The sequence below is a fragment of the Clostridia bacterium genome (genome assembly GCA_035628995.1).
Classification (GTDB): Bacteria; Bacillota; Clostridia; order Lutisporales; family Lutisporaceae; genus BRH-c25.
Genome location: DASPIR010000010.1, coordinates 80405 through 95938, shown reverse-complemented (window position 1 = coordinate 95938; position 15534 = coordinate 80405). Strand labels below are relative to the sequence as shown.

Annotated in this window: 15 protein-coding genes; all 15 read left to right on the top strand. The window is 40.2% G+C overall.

Annotation, left to right across the window (positions count from 1 at the left end; genetic code table 11):
- The first annotated feature begins 7 nt into the window (after positions 1-7).
- Positions 8-1408: a UDP-N-acetylmuramoyl-L-alanine--D-glutamate ligase gene (gene murD, locus VEB00_03280; protein HYF82036.1), complete on the top strand. Its 1401-nt coding sequence runs from the start codon at positions 8-10 to the stop codon at positions 1406-1408.
- A 168-nt stretch (positions 1409-1576) separates the two neighbouring features.
- Positions 1577-2689 (top strand): stage V sporulation protein E, encoded by a 1113-nt coding sequence (gene spoVE, locus VEB00_03275; GenBank protein HYF82035.1) that lies wholly within the window; start codon positions 1577-1579, stop codon positions 2687-2689.
- A 5-nt stretch (positions 2690-2694) separates the two neighbouring features.
- Positions 2695-3813: an undecaprenyldiphospho-muramoylpentapeptide beta-N-acetylglucosaminyltransferase gene (gene murG, locus VEB00_03270; GenBank protein HYF82034.1), complete on the top strand. Its 1119-nt coding sequence runs from the start codon at positions 2695-2697 to the stop codon at positions 3811-3813.
- Positions 3814-3930: 117 nt separating this feature from the next.
- A complete protein-coding gene (gene murA, locus VEB00_03265; GenBank protein HYF82033.1) occupies positions 3931-5184 on the top strand; it encodes a UDP-N-acetylglucosamine 1-carboxyvinyltransferase in 1254 nt (417 codons plus the stop codon).
- A 267-nt stretch (positions 5185-5451) separates the two neighbouring features.
- Positions 5452-6165 carry an FtsQ-type POTRA domain-containing protein gene (locus VEB00_03260; GenBank protein ID HYF82032.1) on the top strand — a complete coding sequence of 238 codons (714 nt, stop codon included), beginning with the start codon at positions 5452-5454 and terminating at the stop codon, positions 6163-6165.
- Positions 6166-6193: 28 nt separating this feature from the next.
- The gene (locus VEB00_03255) at positions 6194-6913 is read left to right on the top strand and encodes a DUF881 domain-containing protein (protein ID HYF82031.1); all 720 of its coding nucleotides are present in this window, start codon (positions 6194-6196) and stop codon (positions 6911-6913) included.
- A 1-nt stretch (position 6914) separates the two neighbouring features.
- Positions 6915-7646 carry a DUF881 domain-containing protein gene (locus tag VEB00_03250; GenBank protein ID HYF82030.1) on the top strand — a complete coding sequence of 244 codons (732 nt, stop codon included), beginning with the start codon at positions 6915-6917 and terminating at the stop codon, positions 7644-7646.
- Complete coding sequence (locus VEB00_03245) at positions 7643-7993, top strand: small basic family protein (GenBank protein ID HYF82029.1); 351 nt, start codon at positions 7643-7645, stop codon at positions 7991-7993. Before VEB00_03250 ends, VEB00_03245 begins: the two co-directional genes overlap by 4 nt.
- Positions 7994-8099: 106 nt before the next feature.
- Positions 8100-9185 carry a cell division protein FtsZ gene (ftsZ, locus tag VEB00_03240; GenBank protein HYF82028.1) on the top strand — a complete coding sequence of 362 codons (1086 nt, stop codon included), beginning with the start codon at positions 8100-8102 and terminating at the stop codon, positions 9183-9185.
- A 355-nt stretch (positions 9186-9540) separates the two neighbouring features.
- Positions 9541-10446, top strand: coding sequence for a sigma-E processing peptidase SpoIIGA (gene spoIIGA / locus VEB00_03235; protein ID HYF82027.1), 906 nt, complete (start codon positions 9541-9543; stop codon positions 10444-10446).
- Positions 10447-10564: 118 nt separating this feature from the next.
- Positions 10565-11260 carry an RNA polymerase sporulation sigma factor SigE gene (sigE, locus tag VEB00_03230; GenBank protein HYF82026.1) on the top strand — a complete coding sequence of 232 codons (696 nt, stop codon included), beginning with the start codon at positions 10565-10567 and terminating at the stop codon, positions 11258-11260.
- A gap of 135 nt (positions 11261-11395) precedes the next feature.
- The gene (gene sigG / locus VEB00_03225; GenBank protein HYF82025.1) at positions 11396-12166 is read left to right on the top strand and encodes an RNA polymerase sporulation sigma factor SigG; all 771 of its coding nucleotides are present in this window, start codon (positions 11396-11398) and stop codon (positions 12164-12166) included.
- Positions 12167-12378: 212 nt separating this feature from the next.
- Positions 12379-12618: a YlmC/YmxH family sporulation protein gene (locus VEB00_03220; GenBank protein HYF82024.1), complete on the top strand. Its 240-nt coding sequence runs from the start codon at positions 12379-12381 to the stop codon at positions 12616-12618.
- 337 nt (positions 12619-12955) lie between these two features.
- Positions 12956-13411, top strand: a complete 456-nt coding sequence (gene nrdR, locus VEB00_03215; protein HYF82023.1) for a transcriptional regulator NrdR — start codon at positions 12956-12958, stop codon at positions 13409-13411.
- 11 nt (positions 13412-13422) lie between these two features.
- Positions 13423-15444, top strand: a complete 2022-nt coding sequence (nrdD, locus tag VEB00_03210; GenBank protein HYF82022.1) for an anaerobic ribonucleoside-triphosphate reductase — start codon at positions 13423-13425, stop codon at positions 15442-15444.
- The last annotated feature ends 90 nt before the right edge of the window (positions 15445-15534 follow it).

Below are 15534 nucleotides of genomic sequence, written 5' to 3'. Positions count from 1 at the left end.
TAGTGTAATGCAGTTAAAGGATAAAAAAGTGCTGGTTATTGGAGCGGCTGTTACAGGCGTACCTGTAGTTAAGGAATTGAGCCGCTTAGGGGCTTCCATCATATTGAATGATTCTAAGAAGGTTGAGGACCTGAAGGAAGTAATAGCTGAAATTGAGCATCTTCCTATAAGGCTGGTCGCGGGGGGGCACCCCGTAGAGCTGGCTTCTGATTGCGACTTTGTAGTAGTTAGTCCAGGAGTGCCTTTGGATATACCCCTGGTACAATACGCCAAAGCCTTGGGCAAAGAGGTGGTAAGCGAGATTGAGCTGGCTTTTCGTCTTACTTCCACTCCAATAGTGGCAATTACGGGGACAAATGGGAAGACAACTACTACAGCTCTCCTGGGAGAAATAATGAAGGCCAGCAAGAGAAAGACCTTCATTACCGGTAATATCGGCCATGCAATGATACTTGAGGTAGAGAACTCAAAACCCGAGGATGTTTTTGTCCTTGAAGTGAGCAGCTTTCAATTGGAGTCAACAGCAAACTTCAAACCGAAGGTTTCAGCAATACTGAATATTACACCTGACCACCTGAACAGGCATAAAACCATGGAGAATTATATCGATACAAAGTGCAAGGTATTTATAAATCAGGAGGCTGAGGATTATACGATATTGAATGGGGATGACTCCGAGACTTCAAAACTCACAGACAGACCCAGAAGTAAAGTGCTGCTTTTCAGCAGAAAGAAACCGGTAGATGAGGGAGCATATATTGAGAACGACCATTTAGTAATCAAAATAGGTAATAAAAAAGAAACCATAATACATAAAGATAAAATATATATACCGGGCAATCACAATCTCGAAAATTCTCTGGCAGCAGCTCTTATGGCGTACTGCTTGGGCGTGGAGGCTTCTGTAATTGCTGAGGCACTTGAAAGCTTCAGGGGTGTGGAACATAGGATCGAGTTTGTTTCCGAGCTTAATGGAGTAATATACTATAACGATTCCAAGGGTACCAACACCGATGCTTCCATCAAGGCTATTGAAGCAATGAAGCGGCCTACAGTTATAATAGCCGGAGGTTATGACAAGGGAAGCGAATTTGACGATTTCATAGAGGCCTTTGGAAACATCATCAAGCATATGGTGTTAATAGGAAAGACCGCTGATAAGCTGGAAGAAACTGCCCACAAGCATGGGTTTATGAAGACACATAAAGTAAAAGGCCTGAGAGAAGCTGTGAAAAAGTCTCAAGAACTGGCTGAGCAGGGTGACTGTGTTTTACTTTCACCAGCCTGTGCAAGCTATGATATGTTTAGTAACTATGAGGAAAGAGGCAGGCTTTTTAAGGAATATGTAAGGGAGCTTAAGGCAAAAGAAATAGGAACGAAAACCACTGAAGACACTGAAATCCACTGAAGACACTGAAATTTTAATAAAGTCCGCCGTGTGTACAGTGGAACATCCGTGTGTTCGGTGTTACCCGAAACTAATTAGGAATGTCAAGGCACTACATGAGGTACGAGGGATATTTTGAATGTATAAATCAATATTAAATTAGAGTATATATGTTGAGGGGGCTATAAAATGCCTGTAAGAAATAAAAACAACATCGACTTCACATTGCTGATAACAGTACTAGTATTGCTAGCTATTGGTGTTGCTATGGTTTTTTCCGCCAGTTCCATTTCCTCTTTTATGAAGTTTAATGATAGGTTTTACTACCTGAAATCTCAAGGTTTTTTTGCAATTATCGGTATTGTGGCAATGCTGCTTCTAAGCCGGTTTGATTATAGGGTACTGGGGAAATTTGCGGGGCCTCTTGTACTTTTGAGTTTTGTACTGCTGATTGCGGTATTCATACCGGGTATTGGTCATGGGGCCAAGGGTGCGGTCAGGTGGATAAAGATTGGACCATCGACAATGCAGCCCTCTGAATTTGCAAAATTTGCACTGATAATATTCATGGCGAAAAGCATAAGCAACAAAAGGGAGAAAATAAGGAGCTTCAAAAATGGAGTCATGCCTTACATACTTCTAATGGGCATATATTTTGTGCTTATTATTCTTGAACCAAATTTAAGCATGGCAGGAAGCATAGTAATGATTACCTTTGCAATGCTGTTTGCCGCAGGAACGAAGATAATCTATCTTATAGGATGGGTTGTGCCACTGCTGCCTGCAGTAGCGTATATCATAATGAAAAAAGCTTATATGCTTGAACGTGTAACCTCCTATTTGAATCCCTGGGCAGATCCGCTGAATACAGGCTATCAAGCAATACAGTCCTTGTATGCTCTGGGCTCTGGAGGGATTTTTGGCCTGGGACTTGGAAACAGCCGCCAGAAGTTCTTCTATATACCAGAGCCCCAGAACGACTTCATATTCTCTATAATTGGGGAAGAGCTTGGATTTATAGGAACTGCTACTATTGTGATACTGTTCCTTCTTCTGATATGGAGAGGACTAAGAATAGCCCTGTTCTGCCCCGATACCTTCGGGTGTCTTCTTGCTACAGGCATTACATGTATGGTCGCAATACAGGCTACTCTTAATATAGCTGTGGCTACGGTTTCCATACCAACTACGGGAATCTCGCTTCCCTTCATAAGCTCGGGGGGCTCGTCGCTGCTTTTTGTAATGGCAAATATGGGAATTCTCTTAAATATATCTAAAAGTGTTAAAACGGGTGGGAGTTGATTGTAATGAGGGTCATACTTTCTGGAGGTGGTACAGGTGGACATATCTATCCTGCAGTATCCATCGCGAAAGAAATAATAAAACAATACAAGAACGCTGAAATATTATTCATAGGTACTGAAAGGGGATTGGAGAGCAGTATTGTTCCAAAGGAAGGCTTTAACCTGTTCAAGATTAAGGTGAGAGGCTTCGAACGCAAGTTGAGCCTTGGGAATGTTGCAGCTGTGGCGGAATCTTTTACCAGCCTCTTTAGGGTATCTAAGATAATAAGAGAGTTTAAACCTGATATTGTAATTGGCACTGGAGGATATGTCTGCGGCTCGGTTCTGCTCGCAGCCGCATTAATGAATGTGCCAACTCTGATTCATGAACAGAATGCCTTTCCGGGAGTTACAAACAAAATCCTGGCAAGGCTTGTTGATATTATTGCGGTAAACTTTTCCGAGGCTAAAAAGTACTTTCCGCAAAACGACAAGGTTATTGTGACAGGAAATCCAATTCGGAGCGATATGTTAAGCATCAGCAGGGAGGATGGACTGAAGGAGTTCGGCTTCTCCAAGGAGCTGCCAGTTGTTTTCGTCGTGGGTGGAAGCAGAGGAGCCAAAAGGTTGAATGAAAGCGTAGTGCTGCTTGCAAAGGAAGCCGCCGGCAGGAAAAACTTCCAGATGCTTCATATGACAGGGGAAACACAGTATGAAGATATTGTGCAGCAATTCAGCAGTGAAGGGATAGCTTTGGACACAGCATATCTTAAAGTAGTGCCGTATCTGCATAATATGCCTCATGCGTTAGCTGCATGTGATATTATCATAAGCAGGTGCGGAGCCAGCACGCTATCGGAAATAACAGCGCTAGGCAAGCCATCCATATTGATCCCCTATCCCTATGCTACTGACAATCATCAGGAGTATAATGCACGAGCACTTGAAAAGAATGGGGCAGCCGTAGTCATTTTGGAAAGGGATTTAAATGCGGAGCTGCTATATAATGAAGTTTTAGATATGTTGAATAAACCAGCAAAAGCAAATCAGATGAAAATAAAAAGCAAAGAGCTGGGCAGAACTGATGCAGCTTATGTGATAGTCAAAGCAGCTGAAAAGCTTGTTAAAAAGATGGAAGTCTAGCATTTGCAGTGCTTGATGCTGCATGACCACTGACAATTCATGTAACACCTTAGGAAGTAATGCATAGTATATTAATATGATTGAATAATAATGGCTTCCTGGGGGTGTAAATCGTTGATGGATAGGTACGTGATAAACGGCGGGCATAGATTGGAAGGGGAAATAAAGGTTGATGGCTCCAAGAATTCTGTTTTGCCCGTACTTGCCGCTACCATAATAAGTGGGAAAGAATCGGTTATTCATAATGTTCCGGAGCTTAAAGATGTTGATTTGCTTATAGGACTGCTCCGAACGATAGGCTGCAAGTGTTTTTTTGAGAATAATACACTGATAGTAAAGTCCAATAGTCAACTAGAGACGTATATACCGGAAAAACCGGTAAGAGAAATGAGATCCTCAATAATATTAATGGGGTCTATGCTTGCTAGGCATGGTCAAGTAAAAATAAGCTATCCTGGCGGATGTGAAATTGGACCCAGGCCTATTGATATTCATTTGTCAGGGTTAAGAAGGATGGGAGCTAAAATCACCGAGGCCCATGGGTATATAAACTGCGAGTGTGATAAGCTTAAAGGTGTGGAAATTAATCTGGACTATCCCAGCGTGGGTGCTACTGAGAATATAATGCTTGCTGCCACTACAGCCGAGGGAGTAACCATAATACAAAACGCAGCTAAGGAACCGGAGATTATTGACCTTCAGAACTTTTTAAATGGGATGGGAGCTAAGATATCCGGGGCAGGGTCTAGTACTGTGAAGATTGAAGGAGTAAATGAATTCCATGATGTAGAGCATACTGTAATTCCGGACAGGATTGTTGCAGGAACGCTCATGGCAGCAGCTGCAATAACTGGTGGGAATATTGTATTGAACAACATTATTATTGAACACTTGAAATCTGTATCATCAAAGCTTTCTGAAAGTGGCTGCATTATTGCTGAATACCAGAACAGTCTCCATATACAATGCAATAGAAAGCTCAAAGCTGTGGAGGTCATAAAGACTCTTCCTTATCCTGGTTTCGCAACAGATATGCAGGCGCAGATGATGGCGGTAATGACTGTAGCTAAAGGCACAAGCATCTTTATTGAGACTGTATTTGAGAGCAGATACAAGCATGTAGAGGAGCTTATGAAAATGGGCGCCAGCATAAAGGTAGACGGAAGAACTGCTATTGTGCGGGGTGTCAAAAAGCTTACCGGTGCAGAGGTTAAAGCCGGTGACCTGAGGGGTGGCGCTGCGTTGGTTCTTGCAGGGCTTGTGGCAGAAGGGACTACGATGGTAGATAACGTAAAATTGCATATAGATAGAGGATATGATAAACTAGAAAATAAACTGGCAAGATTAGGTGCTGACATACACAGAGTTTAACTATTATATATACTTGTACAGCTTTTTATTAACCTGCATTTTTGCGGATTACATGCGTTTGCTAATCTTCCGGAATTGTATGCAGTGTTAATTTTTAACAGAAAAAAGGACAAGCACACGATGTTAATGAGAGAATACTTGTGTTATATTATATAAAGGGCTTTTATTGAAGCATTTCAACGGTCAAGGAAGCTTCGCATGAAACTCGTTTAGTAAGCATGACAAATTAAGGTATAATATATGCCTGCTCGTTATAGGAGTGAAAATATGAGGGGAAGATTCAAGTATGTAGTTCTGCTATTCATAATCTGCATCTTTACAGCATTTTTCCTATCTTCCAGCTTTTTTCAGATAAAGTTCATAGCTGTAAATGGGGTCAATAGCGTAACGAGAGAAGAAATAATAAAGCTATCATCAATATATTATGGAGAAAATATATTCCGGATAAATAAGAAAAACTCAATGAAGAGCATCTTTCAGAATCCTTACGTCAGAATGATAAAGATTAAGAGAGGCATACCGAACAGGGTGGCAATTGACATCATAGAGAGGGAAATCATGGCATATGTACCCTATGTAGGCTCTTATCTGAACATTGATGAGGAGGGTATGATACTGGAGATAAATCCGGCTATAAAGCGCCCTGATTTACCAGTAGTAAAAGGATTGAAGTTTGAGACCTTTAAGGTTGGAGAGTGTCTGAGCATTGAGAATAAGGATCAGTTTTCCACCATCACTATGCTTATTAAAGAAATAAAGAATGCAGGAATGATTAATCTGATTTCGGAGATTGATGTATCAGATTTGACCAACATAAGGCTGAAGATTAAGGAAGGTATAAAAGCGAACCTGGGTGGAGCGGACAACATGAATTATAAGGTTAATTTTGCAAAATCAATAGTAGAAGATGTAAAAAAACAAGGTCTTAAGGGTACCATAGAAATGAGTCATACGGGAAATCCTGTTTTTAAACCGGAATAAATAGTTGGGGCAGGTAGGAGGACAAATAGTGAAGAATATAAAGTTTCAAATTGCAATTGCTTTAGTATGTTTGGTACTAGGTCTCATGGTTTCTATTCAATTCAGAACCATAAAACAGGGTGTAGGTCCTGTGTCTGAATATAGAGCAAGGGAGCTTGCAACTCAGCTTAAGAAAGCAAAGGAAGAGAATGTTAAGCTTCTGAATGCAAAAAATGAGTATGAGGCAAAGATTAAAGAGTTTGAAGATAGTGCATCACAAGGAAGCGTGTCAGCAAAGCTATTGAAGCAAGAGCTTGACCAGACCAGGATACTGGCTGGCATTGAGGATGTGGAGGGACAGGGGATTACAGTCATTGTGGATGATTTGAAATTCAGTGAGAAGGTAAATTATCCGCTTATATCATATTCAATGCTTCTTGAGCTTTTGAACGAGCTCAATGCAGCGGGGGCTGAAGCTGTTTCCATAAATGACCAGAGGATGATTTCCACTTCTGAAATAAGACAGGTAGGCGGAATTCATATAAATATCAATACTGTTTCTTATGCACCGCCTTTTGTATTTAAAGCCATTGGAGACTCCAAAACCCTTGAAGCCGCACTCAGGATGAGGGAAGGAATAGTGGAGAGGATTGAGACCAGTGGAGTTGCTATTACGATTACGCAGGAGCAGCTTGTTAAAATACCAAAATACAATGGGGTTATAGAGAAAAAGTATGCAAAAGTTGTTAAAAAGGGAGAAGCCCAGTAAAATGAATAGGAGAGTATTTAAATATTACTTGTTTGCACTGGCTGTCATTATAGGGTTTATTACCACAGTGCAGTTTAAATCAGATACTACCTACCAGGGCATAGTCACTATACCTAAACTCTTAGATCTGCAAAACGAGATAAAGAGCGTGGAAGCGGAGAATAAGCTGTTTAACGAATCTATCAGTGAACAGGCTAAAAGGCTTGCCGATTATAAAGCAGGGGTGGAGAGCACAGGCAGCGCATTCGGTATAATGCAGGATGAACTGGAGAAAATCCGCAATTATTCTGATTATGAAAAAGTAGAAGGAACCGGGATTATTATAACCTTAAATGATAGCCAGCAAGAAATTGCTGAGGGTGAGGATATAGCATGGTACCTGATACATGATATAGACATCCTCGAAGTAGTCAATGAGCTCAGAATGGCAGGAGCAGAAGCGATTGCCATAAATGACGAAAGAGTAACCGCCAGCACCAGTATCAGATGCGGCGGACCAACAATCAATATTGACGGAAAGAGACACGCAGTACCATTTGTGATAAAGGCCATAGGGGATCCAAAGACCCTGGAGGCCTCGGCACTGGCACCTGAGAGCTACATAGAGCTATATATGTCGTACAGCGGCATACAAGTAGAAATTCAAAAAGTAGAGAAGCTTATTATAAAAGGCTATGAAGGTCGGGATAAGCAAAGATATCAGAGAAAGGCAGAAGGTGGTGAAGCTAAATGATCATACCTATTATTGGAGTGTTGTTGGGTATAATTATTGGATTGTTGTCCCCGATAACCATACCCATCCAATATTCAAGCTATATGTCAGTTGCAATTCTTGCGGCTCTGGATTCTGTTTTTGGTGGAATAAGGTCTAGCATAGAAAAAACTTTCAATATAGAGATTTTCATTTCCGGTTTCTTTGGCAACGCGGTACTTGCTGCAATACTTACCTATATAGGAGACCAGCTGGGAGTGCCAATATATTATGCAGCAATTTTTGCATTCGGTGTGCGATTGTTCCAGAACTTTGCAATAATACGCAGATATATTCTTATGGGAAATAAAAAAAATAACAAAAATTAAAAAAAATAAAGGAAAATCAAGAGACGTGTTGAACTTATTAAGATGAATTAATTTTAGTACACTATTTAAATCATATATGATAGTTGTAAAGTAGGGAGGGTATATTGTGCTTGAATTTGATGTAGATATGAATTCTGTTGCGCAAATTAAGGTTGTTGGAGTCGGTGGGGCAGGAAATAATGCGATAAATAGAATGATCAGTGCAGGTCTTAAGGGTGTAGAATTCTACGCTATTAATACCGACAAGCAGGCTTTATATATGTCACTGGCTCCTAATAAAATGCAAATTGGTGAAAAGCTCACAAAAGGCTTGGGAGCCGGAGCGAATCCGGAAGTTGGCAAAAGAGCTGCTGAAGAAAATTATGAAGAAATAAAGAAGATGCTTGAAGGAGCTGACATGGTATTTGTAACTGCTGGTATGGGCGGTGGCACCGGAACTGGAGCTGCACCTATAGTAGCACAGATTGCCAAGGAGCTGGGAATACTTACAGTAGGCGTAGTAACCAAACCTTTCGGCTTTGAAGGAAAGGTAAGAAAGATGCAGGCTGAAAAGGGCCTGGGAGAAATGAAGGAAAAGGTTGATACTCTAGTAACGATTCCTAATGACAGGCTGCTTCAGATTGTGGACAAAAAAGCGTCCATAATGGAAGCTTTTAAGATAGCTGATGATGTTTTGAGACAAGGTGTTCAGGGCATCTCGGATCTTATTGCCGTTCCAGGACTTGTAAATCTGGATTTTGCAGATGTTAAGACAATAATGCTTGACAAGGGTTATGCTCATATGGGAATTGGAAAAGCTAGTGGTGAAAACAGAAGTGCAGAAGCTGTAAGACAGGCTATACAAAGTCCACTTCTTGAAACTTGCATAGAAGGTGCTAAGAGCGTACTCCTAAATATTACCGGCGGTGTGAATCTGGGTATTTTTGAGGTTAATGAGGCTGCGGATCTTGTATTCCAGTCTGCAGACCCGGATGCAAACATTATCTTCGGTGCAGTTATTGATGAGAGCATGCAGGATGAAATCAGAATTACAGTTATTGCAACAGGCTTTGAAGAAAGCACAGGGCGAATATTTGAAAGAAAAATTGAAGCTACAGGTCTCCCTGAGGAAAAGAAGGACGGACATAGAACGTCAGGCTATGGCAATGAAGATATTGACATACCTACTTTCTTAAGGAATAGGTTTAAGTAGAACTGGTATGAGGTTCGAGGTGCGGGGTACGAGGAGTATCAAGCAAAGCTTCAAAGTAAGATTTGAATTTAGAATATTTAAGAGAACCAATTAATTTTGGTTCTTTTTTTGTTGCAATAGGAATATATATTTTATTTATAGGTAATAAGAGATTGTTTTAAGCATCTCTTCAAAGACCAGCTAAAATCCCCGAACCTCGAACCTCGCACCCCGTACCAGAGATTTCTTGTCGATTAATCTGCCAATATAATTTATTTCGACTACCAAAAGCGACAGGTATTTTATGGAATTTTATATATAATTATCATAAGCGGTTTATTGCAATACAGCAAATGAAAGACAAGGAAATGAAAAGGTGGATACATATATTTATGCGGATGTGATTTTAGTAGAGAACTTAATAATGAATTATTTGATTTTATGGAGTACGGCACGGCTTACACGCTATAACTACTCCAAAGTAAAGCTTGGGATTGCTTCTTTATTGGGGGCGGTCTATGCTGTGCTGTCTTACTTTCCGGAATACAGCTATCTATTCAGCTTTTTCATGAAAATACTTTTTTCGATACTAATAGTAATTGTTGCATACACACCTGCATATTTTCACCTGCTTCTAAAGCTCACAGGTATATTTTACATTGTTTCGTTTGTGTTTGGAGGAGCCGCCTTCGGATTGTTTTATTTTATAAATGGGCTTAACCTCACCAGTAATGGAATTTCCTTTATAAAGGATTTTCCAATAAAAATATTGGTTGCTGCAATAATTATTGCTTACATTACAATTAAGTATAGCTGGGACTATGTACAGCACAGGATAAAACGCGAGAGGCTGATTGTCAGGGTGGAGATGAGCTTTGATAAAAAGCAGTTGAGCCTTGATGCATTGGTTGATACAGGAAATTCCCTGAAGGACCCTATTACAAATGTGCCGGTTATGATTACGGATTACAGCATGATAAGAGAGCTGCTGCCTGAGGACATACAAAAAATCTTTGAGCAAAGCGGGGAAAATGATTTAAATGCCATAGCCGAAATAATGTCCATTTCAAAATGGGCTACAAGGTTCAGAATCATTCCTTTTAAGTCATTAGGCAGAGAGAATGGCATGCTTGTGGGATTTAAACCGGATATGCTAACAATATTCGACAGTGGCAGAAGAATACAGTTGAATAATATTATAATCGCAATATATAGAAAAAACCTCTCCAAGGACGGGGAATACAATGCGCTGATACACCCTGAGATGCTGAAGGAAAACTAAGGTTGAAATGCTTCATAATATAAGCACTTCTATGCTCTAAAAACTTGCAGCTGCATCAATACAAAATGGAGGTAGGGATATGAGAAAGGTAGCTAGAAGACTAAGTTTAATAAAACGCATGTTGATAATCAGAATACTTCAGTTTTTTAATACTTATAGAGATACATGGGTTCATTATATAGGTGGAAGTGAAGCTCTGCCCCCTCCACTGGAAAATGATGAAGAAAGTTTCCTGCTTTCCCGCCTGAAGAGTGACGAAGAAGTTGTGAGAGCGATACTGATTGAAAGAAACCTCAGACTTGTGGTTTATATAGCACGAAAATTCGAGAACACAGGAGTCGGAGTTGAGGACCTGGTATCCATAGGCACAATAGGACTGATAAAAGCTGTAAACACCTTTGATCCTGATAAAAAGATAAAACTTGCCACTTATGCCTCCAGATGCATAGAGAATGAGATACTAATGTACCTCAGAAGGAATAATAGAACCAAGACAGAAATATCCTTTGACGAGCCTTTGAACATTGATTGGGATGGGAATGAACTGCTGCTTTCGGATATCCTGGGTACTGAAAATGATATAATCTATAGGTATCTTGAAGATGAGATCGACAAGCAGCTTTTGGAGATTGCCCTTAGGAAGCTGTCTGAGAGGGAGAAACGCATAATGGAGCTTCGTTTTGGACTCAATGATGGTGTCGAGAAAACTCAGAAGGAAGTTGCGGATATGCTTGGAATATCGCAGTCATACATATCAAGGCTGGAGAAGAGGATAATAAAACGATTGAAGAAGGAGATAAACCGCATGGTATAAAGATTGCTGCACATTTTTCTACAATTATGTAATAAATCAATGAAAACAAATTGGTACAAGCCACAATGTGAATAATAAAGTTGGCGTATGGTAATAATTAAAATGTCAACATTAAGAAAAGGGTGTGCTTGTGCTATGCTTAATAAAGTGGAAATCTGCGGAGTTAATACTTCAAAACTACCCGTTCTCTCTAATGATAAAATGGTTATGCTGCTGAAGCAAATGCAGAGTGGAGACCAGTCTTCAAGGGAAGAATTCATAAAAGGAAACCTTAGGCTTGTATTAAGCGTTATTCAAAGGTTTAACAACAGAGGGGAATATGTTGATGACCTTTTTCAAGTAGGTTGTATAGGGCTTATTAAGGCAATAGATAATTTTGATCTTAGCCAGAATGTCAAGTTTTCAACCTATGCTGTACCAATGATTATAGGAGAGATAAGAAGATATCTGAGGGACAACAACTCCATAAGAGTCAGCAGGTCCTTGAGGGATATCGCATACAAAGCCTTGCAGGTGAGGGATTTGCTCATTAGCAGGAATTCAAAAGAGCCCACGGTGTCAGAAATAGCGAATGAGCTGAAGCTTCCTGTGGAAGAGGTGGTATTTGCACTGGATGCAATTCAAGACCCGGTATCACTTTTCGAACCCATTTATCATGACAGCGGTGATGCAATATATGTAATGGACCAGGTGTCGGACGATAAGAATATAGATGACAACTGGCTGGAAAGCATTGCTCTCAAAGAGGCTATGAAAAAGTTGAACGACAGGGAAAAATTGATATTGAACCTCAGATTCTTTGAGGGAAGAACGCAGATGGAAGTGGCAGAAGAAATCGGGATTTCACAAGCCCAGGTTTCACGTCTTGAAAAGACGGCTTTGGGACATATGAGAAAATACATATAACGAAGGCTTCCATTGAAGCATCTTAACGACCAAGGAAGCTTTCGTTGAAGCTCGTTTAGGTCGCATTGTATATATGCTCCTACTCGTTATAGAATATGAGATTGAATTCATAGAAACCTTAATTGGGTGGTTATATTCCAATTGAGGTTTCTGTTCTATTTTTTGTGCCTATTTATATATTATATAGATGAACAAGTATGGGAGGGGTATATATGGTTAAGATATCAGAGCTGAAGCAGAGGGAAGTAATAAATATAAACGACGGCAGAAGGCTTGGCATTGTATATGATGTGGAAATAGATATGGAGAAGGGCCGGATAGATGCGATTGTAGTACCAGGCACGGGAAGAGTGCTTGGGTTGTTCAGCAAGGAAAGTGATATTGTTGTCAACTGGGAGAATATCAAAAAGATAGGTACAGATGTGATACTTATTGATGGTGGAGGTTACTAATGTAATTAAATCGCAGAACTAATTAATATGAAACTGATTTAACTTCTGCGAAACACACTAAGGAAGCATAAGCGCACAAATTTTGTGCGTTATGCGTACCTCCAAAATTTTCATTATTATGACAAAATGAGATTGGTAAAGGATAGCAGAGGTAGCATATAGTATTTCATTATTTTGGTACAATCAGAAGAGTGATTTTACTACATTATGTATAATATAATATTAGATAGCACAATATATTGATGCAAAAATAGGAACAGAGACTCATACAAATAGTAGTATAAACCCTATTATTACGACAGAATCTTCCATATACTTAGAAGAGGGGGGGATGCATTTGAAATGTCCTTACTGTGGTTACAGTGAAAGCAAGGTCGTAGATTCAAGGCCAACTGATGAAGAAGCGGCAATAAGAAGAAGGCGAGAATGCGAAAAATGTGCAAAGAGATTTACTACCTACGAAAAAATTGAAGAAATGCCTCTTATTATTGTCAAGAAAGACGGAAGCAGAGAAGTCTATCAGAGAAGCAAAATGATGAACGGACTTCTGAGAGCCTGTGAAAAGCGGCCCATATCAATCTCCCAGATTGAAGCAATTGCGGATGATATTGAAAAAGAGCTTTACAATTCAATGGAGAAGGAAATAGACAGCAAGAAAATTGGTGAAATGGTGATGAACCGGCTCAAAAAAATAGATGATGTCGCATATGTGCGATTTGCTTCGGTTTATAGACAGTTCAAGGATATTAATACTTTTTTGGAGGAGCTCAACAAACTAATAAACGAAAGATAGGGGGAAATTGAATGTTCACAAAGATACGCAAAAGGGATGGCAGAGTAGTAGACTTTACTAAAGAGAAAATTACCAGTGCAATATTCAAAGCAGCAAGGCAGGTAGGAGGGGAGGACTACGAAACCGCGGAAAATCTCACTGAAAGAGTAATTTCCTATCTTTTCAAAACAAACAAGGAAGAAATACCTGATGTGGAAACAGTCCAGGATGCTGTTGAAAAAGTGTTGATTGAGACAGGCCATGCAAAGACTGCTAAAACATACATATTATATAGGTCCAAAAGGACAAGGATAAGAGATACAAAAAGCGAGTTGATGGATGTAGTAAAGGACATATTGGTAGAAACTAGCAGGGATAATGCCAATGTCGGGAATTCACCATCCGCAAAGATGCTGCAGATTGCTTCGGCAGCCAGCAAGCATTATTATCTTAATAATGTGATTCCAGAGGAAATGAGCAAGGCTCACCTTGCAGGAGATATTCACATACATGATTTAGATTATTATGGCAAGACATTAAACTGCCTTCAGATAGATCTTACTACACTTTTGGAAAAGGGCTTCAATACGGGTTATGGTTTTATAAGACCACCGAAAAGGATAGGCTCTGCAACAGCTCAGGCTGCTATAATCCTGCAGAGCAATCAGAACGATATGTTCGGAGGACAGAGTTTTCCTCATTTTGATAAGAGCATGGCTGAGGTGATAAGAAAACAATGCCCGGATACTACTAATAATGAGATATTTCAGGCGATGGAAGGCTTGGTATATAATCTCAATACAATGCACAGCAGGGCTGGTGCACAGGTGCCTTTCAGCAGCATAAACATAGGTACTGACACTACTCCTGAAGGAAGAAAAGTGAGCGAGGCAATGCTCAAAGCCTTTGATAAAGGTCTGGGAAAAGGTGAAAGCCCTATATTCCCCAATCTGGTATTCAGGTTGAAGGAAGGGGTAAATATGGACCCTGAAGATCCCAATTATGATTTGTTCCAGCTAGCTATAAATGTTGCGTCCAGAAGAATGAACCCAACCTTCAGCTTTATGGATGCCAGCTTCAATAAGGCATACGGGGACGAGGTTGCATATATGGGCTGCCGTTCAAGAGTTATTGCAAACAGGCATGGAGCTGAAAAATCTTCAACCAGGGGAAACATTACACCGGTAACTATCAATCTTCCCAAGCTGGCTTTGAGAACAAAGGATATAGATGCGTTTTTTGTTGAATTGGATAAATTATTGGATTTGTGCAGCAGACAGCTGGTACATAGATTCAACGTCATAGCTGCTCTAAAGGTGAAAGACCTTCCCTTCTTAATGGGACAGAAGCTTTACATGGGCTCTGAAAACCTTAAGGATCAGGATGAGATAAGGGAATCAATAAAGAACGGATCCTTGGCGATAGGCTTCATAGGACTTGCAGAGACCCTTATTGTGCTTACAGGCAAGCATCACGGAGAGGACGGGGAGTCATGGAAGCTTGGTTACCAAATAATTGAGGGTATTAAAAAAGCTACTGACAACTATTCCGAGAAATATGACCTGAATTTTGTGGCCTATGCTACTCCTGCTGAAGGAACCAGCGGAAGATTTATTGAGAAGGATAGGAAAGAATTCGGAGTAATAAAGGGAGTTACTGATAAAGCATACTACACCAACTCTTTCCACATCCCCGTCAACTATCAGATAAGTATATTTGATAAGATAGAAAAGGAAGCTCCCTTCCATAAGCTATGTGGAGCGGGACATATTTCTTATGTAGAGCTGCCTTCTTCACCGAAAAGCAACCTGCAGGCTTTTGAGAAGATATTAAAGCATATGGCAAAATGCGATATTGGTTATGCGGGGATCAACTTCCCTATAGATGAATGCAGAAACTGCGGTGTGTCTGGAATAATAGACAATAACTGTGTGAGCTGCGGAAGTGACGACATAAGAAGAATCAGGAGGATTACAGGCTACCTGTCTACAATTGATAGGTTTAATGATGCCAAACAGGCTGAACTTGCAGATAGAATAAAGCATACATATTAGGTCCCTTCAAGGCAAGGTATTGCCTCTCAGCGATGCAGCTTTGCTGCACGAATGGACTAAATTAATGAAAACGTTTCGCACTATTGAACT